This window comes from Alicyclobacillus fodiniaquatilis, from assembly GCF_042678105.1.
GTDB lineage: Bacteria > Bacillota > Bacilli > Alicyclobacillales > Alicyclobacillaceae > Alicyclobacillus > Alicyclobacillus fodiniaquatilis.
In genome coordinates, this window is the sequence record NZ_JBHUCX010000043.1 from 39,969 (window position 1) to 51,584 (window position 11,616).

Sequence of the window (11,616 nt, forward strand, 5' to 3'; positions counted from 1 at the left end):
CGTTTTCAATTTGTCCGCGAAATGTCCGACGAGATTAAGAGAGTCGTGTAACAATTTGAATAGATGCTTATACGAAAGGGGTATAGCGTGTGAAATCAAAGAAACTCATGGTAATTTCCAGTGCGCTTGGCGCCCTGGTTCTCGTTGGTGGAGTAGTGACTACTTTCGCCTCCATTACAAATCGAGCACCCATTACCACAGCAAAGACTACAACTAGCACTACACAAGCGATACCAACAGTAACAAAAACATTATCTCTCAGTCAAAAGGAGCAATCTATTCCAAACAAAAACGCTGATAAATACTTCAAGATACCTTGCGTAGATTCAAGCGGGAAGAAATTCGATATAAGCGTGAAAAATGCTCCTGTGATGTTCGTATCGGCTTGGGATTCACCAATTGTCTCCCAATTAGAACAAGACAAACATTCAATTAAGACCATGCCTGTTTTTGTAGTAGTACAAGCAGGTCCGCATAAATCCAGTTCTCAAGAGATTTCTGATGTTAAAAAATTGCTTCAACAGCACGGGGTTACTGGTAGTACTGTTCTAGCTCTGGATGATAATCAGCAATTTCCACACGAATGGATTACCGGCGATCCTGACACGTACGTTTGGAAAAACAGTCATCTAATGGAGATTCCAGGTCCATTGAAGTCAAATGAAGTGTCTCAGTGGTCAAAAATACTGGGTTAGTCCTTTGAATATGGGACAAATACCTAACAAAAGGGGAACACACACACAATGTTAATTGCCATTGATCTTGGACAACAGTATTTAAAGGCTATCTCTGATACCGGAGAACGAGTAATGATTAAATCTGTTACCGCAGAAGGGTATGCCAGAAAGCATCTCAGTTTTGCTGGACAAACCCTTACTGGTCTCCGTAACTTGCAAGTCGAAATTACCCATAATGGCCACAAAACGCTCAACTACGTTGGTGAGTTAGCTGAGAAATTTGGCATTTTCCCAACATACGCTATTGGCCGTGATGGTTTCAAAAGTGAAAGTGCATTAATTCTAGTATGGACTGCTGTGACTCTTCTAGTTCCAGAAGAAAAACGCAAAGACAAGATTGATTTAGCTCTCGACTTTCCTTTTGGACAATATGAAAACTTGGCAGAAGGCTTCGTAAAATTCCTGCGTTCTCACCGTCCGAAAGTTAATCTCGGAACCGGAGACTATGAAATACAACTTGGTGAAATCAAAACGTATCCACAAGGTTGGGCGGCAGCTTTCGGTGTTCGTGAAAAATATGCGGAGCTGCAGGATGACGATGGATACAACGCATTTGTCGATATTGGTGGAGAAACAACTGATATCGTTGTGGTGGAGAACATCAGTGGCGACCTGTTTCTCCATGAAGAATTGTCGGGTACATTCGAACATGGGATGAAGGATTTACGCGCAGCTGTACGTCGTAGTTTTCAGCACCAGACTGGCAGTACGCTTGAAACCAATGCGGCTGATAAAGCTGTCTCCCGGGGCTCTCTATTTTACAACGGACAAGACTATACATTCTCAAAAGAACTGGACTTGGCAAAAAAACAACTTGCCACTGCGATCCAAGAATTTCTTTCACAATTATGGGGCAATAAAAAGCCTTGGATTCGTACATTGTTCTGGGCTGGCGGGGGTTCTGAAACGCTTAATGAACACTTGAAAGGATTTCACCCATCAGAACGAATCCTGGAGAATGCTCAATGGGCAAACGCAGAAGGATGTCTCCTTGCAACAACTATTCATCTGAACTCTGCTAAACGTGAGGTTGCTGTAACAAGCACTGAAGTGTTGGAACAAACAAACCTAGCAATTCAGTCGCAAACAGAAGTTCCACATCAACCAAGGACAACACGTCAGGAGTTCGAACCAAATTCAGAAATGCCGACTACACCACACCAGGAATCTCAAAAGGATCCGGATGTGAATGGTCAAACTGCAGAAACCGAGAGTTCGAACAACGATAATGCTCAAACTTTACAAAGACAAAATCAGGGTTTTTCAAACGTAAATCAACAGCGTTCAAACAATGGTGCACAACAGAACCAAGCCCAGGATAAACATCAAAACCAATCGCACCAAAATCAGAATCGTGGTCAACAGACCCAATCACCTCAGGGACAAGGACAAGGCCGAATTCATACTCAGCCTCAAACGCAAGGCACGGGAAAAAACCGGTTCAGTGAATCTCGCGGTGCGGGTTCAGATAACACAGGAGGTTGGGGATCACGTTAAAGCGAATCGCCCTTTTCTCAACTCTTCTCGGGTTCTTCATTTGTTATTATTCTAGTCCGTATCTGACTTCTGACACATTGTGGTCTGCCATGATAGGAAAATGGATTATAGCTCACCACAGCGTACCCTTAGTTGATTACTGGACTTGGACGTATTATGGCAAGCCATGGACAGCAGAAGAATGGTTGTTTGATTTCTTGTTGGCGATTGTAGCAAAAGGGGGATACCAAGCGGTTGTCTTAATGATGACCGCTGTTTCCCTCACTACATGGCTATTACTCGCTAACACGTTAAAGTTTAAACAAGTTGCTTATCCAAATACTTGGACTCTGCTTATGGCAGCACTCGCCTTATCTTGGGACCAAATAAGAGCTGAAACATTCTCATACCTGTTCATTGCATTCGTGTTTTGGGTAATTGTTCGTGATAGACAGAACCCCACTAAGTGGCTCTTTTGCTTAATCCCTCTGGAAATCGTATGGGTTAACTTTCATGGCTCTTTTATTATGGGACTTCTGTTCGTCGGATGGGAATTTGTCGCTGACTTGTTCACCCAACGTAAACGTATCAAGAGATTAGCAATTACTCTCATAGGTATGTTTGCAGGGACATTAGTGAACCCACATGGCCCTAAAATGTACGAATTCGTTTTATGGCTATCTTTGAAAACAAATATCAGCAAATACATCGCAGAGTGGCAATCCCCAACGGTTCATGAAAACTTTGGACTCGCAATTTTTACTGTCTTCGGACTAGCTGTAATCTATTGCTTCCGTTGGGCCAAAAATGGTGAAAAGGTAAGTGTCAAAGACACGGTTTTGTTGATTCTCCTTCTCTATATGTTCATGAAGGCCAATAGATTCGCACCATATCTTCTACTCTGGCTACCAATTTGGGCGGCGAACAAACTAAGTTTCAATCAACCAAAGTTCGTGAGTTGGTTTAAGAATGAGTTCGTTAAATGGAGACCAGTCATATATTCAGGCTTATCAATTGGGTTACTAGGTTTAAGCATAGTCGCTGTATCTAAGATCCATGGAAGCCTTGAAGCAAACGCAGCATCAGTTTTAGAACCAAAATCACTTGCAGTGGTCGAAAAACTTCATAACGAACATCCTAACTGGAAGATATGGAACAGCTACAACATTGGCGGAACTCTTGAATTTAGTAACATTCCTGCAAGTATTGACGGTCGGACAGACTTATACCTTGCAAATGGCGGTATGCAAACTTACACAAACATCATCAACGTTCAACCAAACGGAGTCTCGGAATTCAATAGTTACCATGCGAATATCGTCTACATTGAGAAAGATTCCGCATTAGCGCAAATGCTGCAAATTGAACCTCAATGGAGAATGGTCTATACCGATAGTTACTATGATGTGTTTACTCGAGTAGGTGTTCAAACTTGATTCTAATATGGGTAATTATAGGCGTGATTTTACTTATGGCGGCTTGGCAGGATATCAGAACACATCAGATTCACTTCCTGGCTACATTCTCTGGCGTAATGTTAGGGCTGATCATTCATGCAATTTCACATGGTTGGTATGGGTTGATTATCTCCTTAATTGGCCTACTTACTGGTGCGGTACTTGCATTTCCTCTTTGGAAATTCGCACGAATGGGCGAGGGTGATGTTCTTTTATATTGCGCTATCGGAGCATTGTTGGGACCCGAGTCAGTCATGGCATCTTTTGCGATTAGCAACGCAATGATACTACTGTTCACATTTCCGGAATTACTCGGTAAGCGAGCAAAGAAAAGTCATCCTCTAGCGCCTTGGATAGCGGCCGGAACGGTGATAGGTGCAATTGTTCTACGTTTTCTATTTTCATTCTAAAATGTCCGCCAAATGTCCGGTCTACTATTAAATCATATGCAACAATTCTACTGTAGGGAAATAAAGGAGGGGGTGAACGAATGTCAGATAGGTCACTGGAAGACGAAGTTCGAATTTTACGGCGCGTGATAGCACGTAAAATGTCGAAGGTCATAGACGGTGAACTGATAGTCCGAGTTCAAGGGAAAACATCAGGGATAAATGCGGAGACACATATTGAGCTCAGACTGTTAGAAATGCCCCCTCCGGACAGTGTTATTCCAGAAGAGCTAACAGAGTTTACAATTCTAGCTCTCCAAAGCGCCGAAAGGAAACGCGAGCAACTGGGTTACAAAAAAGTGGTTGGTGTTGATTTCGACAGTAAGTCGTGGAAGGCAAAATTCCAAGTATGATATGAGGAGGAAAGCACATGAATAACACAATTTACGTGAACATCAGCGCAGAAGGCGCTCTACTCAACCCAGAAAAACTTGAAGATCGTGAACAATGTTTCGCTACGTTTTTTCAATTCCGCACGAATCGTACGGTGTTCCAGGCAAAGGCAGTCGGTATTGAAAACATCAGTTACCACGTGAACCAGAACGGCGAACAGCTTCATAAGCGAGAGGACGCAATTGTAGTCGAGTACGGTCCATTCCACGGGTACGTGCCTATTTCTGAATCAGGATACAGAGCTGCTTCAGCATTTGTAGGTGTTTTAGACAAGTATATTTCCTTGGTTCCAGAACACTACGTTCCGGTTGATGGAAGAGAAATCTTCATTTTCTCACGTACAAAGGCCGTAGATCTCATGAAACGTGCTAATGACGGTAAATTAACCAACGGTACTGACTGGACAGCAGTAGTTCGTCGTGAGTCTGAACAAGGGTATCTCGTAAACGTAGGCGGGTTTCCTGCCTGGTTGCCAAACGCATTGGTCGACTGGACTATAAAAGATGGCAAAGCTCCAAAGTTAAATGTGGGCGATACCATTGACGTCAAGATTCGTGATCGTAATCGTCGTAGAATGATTGTTTCTCGTCGGGATGCCTTGGGTAACCCGTTTGATTCAAACAGGCAAAAGTACAATCCTCGTGGTCGTTACCTAGCAGAAATCGTGTCTATCAATGCGTTGAACGTTTACGGACGATTCAACGATGGCACAACCGTTCTCATGCGCCGCAACGCAGGACGTGACGTGCTTCGCGTAGGTGCACAAGTGTTGTGTCGGTTAACCGGTGTAAACGACGAGCGAAAGCTATTTGAAGGCGCAATCGAACGTATTGTTTGATCTCCCTATATTGTCGTCAGCAAGGTTATCCTTCATAAACGGAAAATCAATGATTCTGACCCCTATCGTCATCGGTAGGGGTCTTTATTTGCAACTAGTGGTCGAGATAACATAACCATAAATTTTTCTAGCAATAGAGGAAGGATATTGCATTGTTATTCAACCTACATTATCATTTACTTATAAACACCCCAACCCCAATGATCGCGTTAATAGTCTGTAACAGACAAGCGACATTGAGTTCACTAGACTCGTACCGAGTGGCAAATGCCAAGTGAACAGACGCAGTACAATGATTTACCCAGTATTACCAAGCAACATCTGTAACAACTCCTTGCTTTGTAGCTAATCTATCACGCCGAAGTTGTACAACAAATCGTACACGTGTGACAGAGACAGGGAGCCACCAACCATCCTCCGAGGCCAAGGCCAACGAGAACTCAGAATTGCATCATTACCCGAAGGATAAATCTTAAAACAAGCGCAAATCTAATTTGCGATGGAGCACAAGCACGCTAGACGTTCTTAGAGTCTGAATTTCAGACATGGAAGGTCTATTTTTGCTTGTGCATTTTGTTTTGGATTCCTTCAAACCCCAGTCGCGGGGAGTTTTTTAACATCCCCAGCGACCAAAGCGGGGTGTTGAAGGAGACGAGGAATATGCCAATCAAAGGACGTTCAGAAATCGTACGCATCCCACGAGTAGGGAAAATCCACTTGGGTATCAAGGTTTCTAATGGTGACTCTCAGTACCCAAAAGCTGTAGACTACTTCGTTGTAAAAGAAGACGAAAGTACATCGGCTACTGCAGCAGAGGCGTTCCATACAGTTTATGGCGATGCCCCTAAAGAGATTCGAATCGCATTTCCGAGCAACAATCCAGAAAACTTCTTCCCGCAATTCCTCAGTTCATACCGAAAAGCAGGGGGACGTTCCGAATTGTATTGCAAGGGCGATGGAGAAATGGCACGACGAGTAGATGGACAAGGTGGTTACGCGGAAATTCCATGTGCCTACCGTGATTGCCCAATATATCAAGAGAAGAAATGTAAAGAGCTTGGTCTTTTGCAATTCTTCTTACCAGACGTACCAGGGATTGGCGTTTGGCAAATAGATACAACGAGTTTTTTCTCGACGGTCAATCTGAACAGCTCGATTGAAATGCTCCTGCAACTGACAGGTGGCAAAATCGCTATGCTGCCCTTAACTCTCCGATTGAAACCTCAAACGGTAAGTCCGGATGGTCGTTCTAAAACGGTCTACGTTTTGGAACTTGCAACGGACACTATCAAAATGGCTGATATTCTCAATCAGCTACCCCAACTCCCGAATGCAAATCCGGCACTCGAAGAAATTAGCTTGGATGAAGCACCTGGAGACCTTTACGTGGAAAGAGACTTTGTAACAGAAGGATTGGGCGCACCAAACAGTGCTGAACCGACAATTCCTCCACGTAACACCAATGGTCGCAATACAGGTCAAACACTTAATCGCCGACCACCAAGCCAACCAGAAGAGACTTCTGTGACCGATTCTCAAAACTATTATCGGGGCGGGTTTACAAAGTCCTTCTTCACTCAACAAGGAAGAACAGAGGTTGCAAAAGTTGTCTTTGTTACAGAGGACAATCAACAACTAGAAGTATTAACTGCAGATCCGAAACTGGTTGAAGCAGTTAAGAACTTGGAAGGTGGAGAAGTTGTTAAATTCAATTTCCAACCTTCTACTCGTTGGAAGGACCGTCTGGAACTTACCAACCTTGTCGTTGCGTAAACAAACAAATTCCGTACGGAATATATCAATCAAACTACTAGGAGGCTATAAGCCATGTTGAATCGAGTAATTTTAATCGGACGTCTCACCGCTGACCCTGAACTGCGTTATACCAATTCTGGTACCGCAGTAGCAACTTTTACTCTCGCAGTTGACCGTCCAAGAACCAACAGCAACGGTGAACGCGACACCGACTTTATCAATGTAGTAGTCTGGTCGAAACAAGCAGAGACTGTTTCACAATATCTGCATAAAGGTCGCTTAGCTGCAGTTGATGGGCGTTTACAAATCCGTAGTTACGAAAACCGAGAAGGACAAAAGGTACGCGTGACTGAGATTGTTGCGGAAAGTGTACGCTTCCTCGATAGAGGGGACAACACCAATGGTGGCAATAACGGAGCTCGCTCCACTAACAGCGATGGAAATCGACCTGCTAATAACAATAATAGCAACACCAACAATCAAGGACAGAACAGCGGCAGTAGACGTTTTGAAGACGATCCATTTGCAGATGATCCATTTGCGGACGATCAACAAACGATCGACATTAGTGAGGACGATTTGCCTTTCTGAATAACATCAGGATGATTCGTAAAAAACTCGAAATGTAATTTTGAATTTCCTGATTCGCGGGGCATTTAACACAGCCCCGCGACTTGCGTGGGTCTGTGGAAACACATCATCCACCAAGAGGAGAGATTTTATGGGACGTGTTTTCCGATACGTGTTTCGAGGGCAATCCACAATACGTGTAATTGTTGGTAGTGCTCAACCGGTTCTGGTGTTTCGTGATGTGTGCGCAGCGTTAGGCATTAAACAAACTGCATTGACATTCGCCGCACTGAAAGATGACGAACGTGAGACTCGAGTAGCCTACGACGAGGATGAACGACAACGCTTCCTGTGCCTTAACATACGAGGGATAAATTCCGTTTTGGGAATGAACCCCGACGTAATGTTCGAAAGATGGTTCAGATATACGTTGTTACCACAACTTCGTGAATTACACAGATTCGAACAAGAAAAAAAACTTCCGAGAGACTATGTAGAGGCACTAGAAGCGTTACTGGTTACTGAAAGGGAGTTGGTTCGATTGCAGAACCAAGTGGAGCAATCTAGTCCAATCAAGGTCGAACATCACAACGTCGAGAACGCACTTACCATGAACCAAGTCGCGAAGACGTTGCGGTACGGCAGGAATCGTCTGTTTGTCCTACTTAGGGAGCAAGGTTTTCTCTTAAAGGACAACACGCCTTATCAGCGTTACCTGGAGCAAGGATTGTTTGTCGTTCGTGCAATTACCATAGAAGGTAAATCCGGAAGGATACCACGGACACAAACCCTTGTAACTCCAAAAGGAATGCAAAGAATTCGACAACTGCTGGAACAACAGCAGCAACATAGTATCGCACAATAACCAAAATTGAACACATCCGCATAGGCGGGGAATTAACACAAGTCCCCGTCAATGACGTGGGGCTTGTGACATTACACGACCACGGAAGGGTGTCGAAATATGAAACTCGTATCTGCTCAGTTTGTAAACTTTGGTGTATATGAGGACGAAACCTTTAACTTTACCAATCGCACAATCATTCGTGCCAAAAATGGAACTGGTAAATCTACTATTCCACGTGGTGTTGAATGGTGCTTATATGGTACGGAATTGAGCAAAAAAAACCAAGACCAACGTCTTCTCCGTCACGGCACCAACAATATGTCGGTGACTACCGAGTGGGTGACAGACTTTGAAGATAAACGATACACCATTTCACGGATTAAACCGGCGTCTGGGAGTATCACTCTCTTAATCAACGGTAAAAAGGCGAAAACTGGTGAAATAGAGGCGTTGTTTGGCGAATGCAAAGAGTTTCTCTCGACCTTCCTTCCCGGGTTCTTCTCGGATTTAGAGCCGAAGGATGCAAAAGCACTTCTCTCGAACAGCTTGCCCTCAGTGGAACTAGAGGAAGTTATGAAGAGGATTCCCCCTAACTTCCGAGCATATCTAGAAGCTGAAAAGTTCGGCATGGGTATCGACTCGGTGGACGTTATTGCAAACAAAGTTAGGTCAGAAATCAAGGAACATGAACAAGAGATAATGCGTCTTGAAGGTGAAACACGTGTCTTTGAAGATGTACTAGCCCTTGGTAAACCAGAACAACCAGTATTGCTTATCGACGAGGATCGTCGCTCGAAGTATCAAGCGGCAAAAGAACAAGTCGATATGCTACGGTCTGAATTTAACAATCGAGAATCACGTCTCAACTCTATAAACACACAACTCAATATGCTTAAGGATACGAAAGTCACTCTCCATGCATCACTGGCCGAAGTAGACACACAATGCCACACATGCGGTCAGGAGTTGCCTAAGGAAAAGGCTGCACAAATCCGAAAAGCTGTAGATAAGAAGAACGCTGACATTCATCAAAAGTTAGCGAGACTTACGGAACAAGAGGACAAGCTCAACGCTGAATACAATCGGTTGAGTGAAGCTACTGAACCACAGATTGACCCTCGGATTCTTAAAGCAATTCGATTATTTGAAGAAAATGAGAGGGTAGACCATGAGGTTATGGCTTCATACCAGGCGAAGTTGCAAGCTCTTGAGAATGCTTCAAACGAATTGCAACGCGTAAAAGACGACATTGCATTCGAACAAAAGCATCTCGTAGAGCTGAACAACAAACTGCAAGCGCTAAAGACTTTTGCATTTGAGTATGTGCGAGTTCAAAATGCAAAACTAGACGAGTTATTCGAGAATGTCACGATTCGCCTTACTGACTACAACAAGGAAACTGGTGAGGTCCGTTCTACTTTCCGCATTGAATGGAAAGGACACCCTTACAAGACCTTGTCACTGTCGGAGAAGGTTAAATGCGACATCGAGATTGGGAACGTGATTCAAACTTCTCGCCTCGAGACAATGACAACCTTCGTGGACAACGCTGAGTCCGTACAGAAATTGTACGAGGAACAATTCAATGGTCAAGTCATCGCTGCGTATGTAGCTGATGTTGCTGGAATCCTGGTACAAACTCAGGAAGATGCGAGTCGGAACATGGAGGAAGAGTTAAAACTTTTATTCTCTTTGTCGAGCGATCACGTACTAACAGAAAAGGTAGGTGCATAGCGGTGAGTGAACAACAACAAAGAAAGCACCCACCAGTATGGGGCCACCATGCAGTAACACGACTGTTCCAACGTGGTGGTTCTACTGAGAATATGAAACAGATGATGGATGCCATCAGAATGATCGTTGAATACGGCGTAACCGTTGAAAAAAACGGTCCACGCAGCGTAAAACGTGGTGAACTTGAAGGAGAACCGGTGCACGTGATTGTCGAAAAACCCAATGTGATCATTACACTGTACTTTGCGGATGAGTGGGAATCTCACATCGTCGTGAAACGTCAAAGTAAACCACAAGTGCAACGTACTGCAGCAGTAAGTTAACACAGATTAAAACTGGATGGAAAGGAGGGAAGTCCCTCGCGTAGAATTTCTGGCGCGAGGGGCACCCCTTCGACCAGTCTATGTGATGGGCTATTCAAATGAGCCAACACAATAAGGAAATGTGGGACGTTGAACTTCAATTCATATCTGAATGGGTTGAGAAACGTCGCACCATCAACTACACCATCCACGCTCAACAGCGTATGAAAGAACGCTTGGTTGGTAAAGAGATGATCAAAAACACGTTGATCTACGGTCGCATTGAGGAAGGGTTTGACAAGGGGGAGTATTCTCGTGGTGAACATCCTCATGATAATCGCGATCCGGTTCGGACAATTAAGCACGTCATAAACGGTAGGACTCTGGTAATTGCCGTCGCACTGGAAAATTTGAATGGCAGACTAAGATTTTCAGTTGTAACAGTGTATTGGAAGGACGGTAAGTAAAACGCAAACCGCTCGGTTACTTCAATGATACAATTTCCTCAAGAGAACATTGTGGAGGAATGAACCGTGCGGATTCGACATGTAGGAGAGATAGAAGTGACAACGACAATCACAACACAAAGCGGAATAACATTTACGAACTTTCCAGCGAAAACGTGTAACTGTGGAGATGAAGTACTGTTCAGCTCACAACACCTTGATATCGCGGAGGAGTTAGGGAATCGCATACTGGGAATCGTGAATGGTGCGGCCGTAACCGTCGACTATTCGAAGGTAAACCCAGACATCATAGAAATCATTAACAGCGAACAAGACGAGGAATTTCGTGAAATGCTAAGGAGAAATCCACCTCGTCGACGAGATACCGGAAAGTCTATGGAAGAGTTGGAACAACTCATTCTCGCTTCGTTACCGAACGATCCAGACGAAGTAGACTGTTCCCCAAAATCTCGGTAATGGTCAAAGGATTATTTGGAGATGTTGACCTGTAAGGCAATTTAAAGTGATAACCAAATACCCTGCCGCCAGGGGTGATTGAAATTTAATCACCCCTGGCGGGGGCCCGTGGGTGAAATTTATGCCCACGGAGGG

13 protein-coding genes are annotated in these 11,616 nt (G+C 44.1%); all 13 read left to right on the plus strand.

The genetic code is table 11. From position 1 onward, the window contains the following. Nucleotides 1-89 precede the first annotated feature (89 nt). The 13 genes from ACFSB2_RS15310 (at nt 90) to ACFSB2_RS15370 (ending at nt 11,481) form a co-directional block, all read left to right on the plus strand. A complete protein-coding gene (locus tag ACFSB2_RS15310; RefSeq protein ID WP_377943962.1) occupies nt 90-695 on the plus strand; it encodes a hypothetical protein in 606 nt (201 codons plus the stop codon). A 48-nt stretch (nt 696-743) separates the two neighbouring features. After that, nucleotides 744-2,234: a ParM/StbA family protein gene (locus tag ACFSB2_RS15315; protein ID WP_377943963.1), complete on the plus strand. Its 1,491-nt coding sequence runs from the start codon at nt 744-746 to the stop codon at nt 2,232-2,234. Further along, nucleotides 2,219-3,649: a hypothetical protein gene (locus tag ACFSB2_RS15320; RefSeq protein ID WP_377943964.1), complete on the plus strand. Its 1,431-nt coding sequence runs from the start codon at nt 2,219-2,221 to the stop codon at nt 3,647-3,649. The genes ACFSB2_RS15315 and ACFSB2_RS15320 overlap by 16 nt, the downstream gene beginning before the upstream one ends. Next, nucleotides 3,646-4,080 (plus strand): prepilin peptidase, encoded by a 435-nt coding sequence (locus tag ACFSB2_RS15325; RefSeq protein ID WP_377943965.1) that lies wholly within the window; start codon nt 3,646-3,648, stop codon nt 4,078-4,080. Before ACFSB2_RS15320 ends, ACFSB2_RS15325 begins: the two co-directional genes overlap by 4 nt. Before the next feature lie 80 nt (nt 4,081-4,160). Continuing rightward, a complete protein-coding gene (locus ACFSB2_RS15330; protein ID WP_377943966.1) occupies nt 4,161-4,472 on the plus strand; it encodes a hypothetical protein in 312 nt (103 codons plus the stop codon). 17 nt (nt 4,473-4,489) lie between these two features. Continuing rightward, a complete protein-coding gene (locus ACFSB2_RS15335) occupies nt 4,490-5,350 on the plus strand; it encodes a hypothetical protein (protein WP_377943967.1) in 861 nt (286 codons plus the stop codon). A gap of 660 nt (nt 5,351-6,010) precedes the next feature. Next, a complete protein-coding gene (locus ACFSB2_RS15340; RefSeq protein ID WP_377943968.1) occupies nt 6,011-7,123 on the plus strand; it encodes a recombination directionality factor in 1,113 nt (370 codons plus the stop codon). A 54-nt stretch (nt 7,124-7,177) separates the two neighbouring features. Then, nucleotides 7,178-7,696: a single-stranded DNA-binding protein gene (locus tag ACFSB2_RS15345; protein WP_377943969.1), complete on the plus strand. Its 519-nt coding sequence runs from the start codon at nt 7,178-7,180 to the stop codon at nt 7,694-7,696. A 130-nt stretch (nt 7,697-7,826) separates the two neighbouring features. Beyond that, complete coding sequence (locus tag ACFSB2_RS15350) at nt 7,827-8,540, plus strand: phage antirepressor KilAC domain-containing protein (protein WP_377943970.1); 714 nt, start codon at nt 7,827-7,829, stop codon at nt 8,538-8,540. Nucleotides 8,541-8,639: 99 nt separating this feature from the next. After that, entirely contained in the window at nt 8,640-10,256 is a 1,617-nt protein-coding gene (locus ACFSB2_RS15355) for an AAA family ATPase (RefSeq protein WP_377943971.1), read from the plus strand. Between the two features lie 2 nt (nt 10,257-10,258). Then, nucleotides 10,259-10,579: a DUF4258 domain-containing protein gene (locus ACFSB2_RS15360; protein ID WP_377943972.1), complete on the plus strand. Its 321-nt coding sequence runs from the start codon at nt 10,259-10,261 to the stop codon at nt 10,577-10,579. Nucleotides 10,580-10,677: 98 nt separating this feature from the next. After that, the gene (locus tag ACFSB2_RS15365; protein WP_377943973.1) at nt 10,678-11,025 is read left to right on the plus strand and encodes a DUF4258 domain-containing protein; all 348 of its coding nucleotides are present in this window, start codon (nt 10,678-10,680) and stop codon (nt 11,023-11,025) included. A 66-nt stretch (nt 11,026-11,091) separates the two neighbouring features. Beyond that, nucleotides 11,092-11,481: a hypothetical protein gene (locus ACFSB2_RS15370; RefSeq protein WP_377943974.1), complete on the plus strand. Its 390-nt coding sequence runs from the start codon at nt 11,092-11,094 to the stop codon at nt 11,479-11,481. The last annotated feature ends 135 nt before the right edge of the window (nt 11,482-11,616 follow it).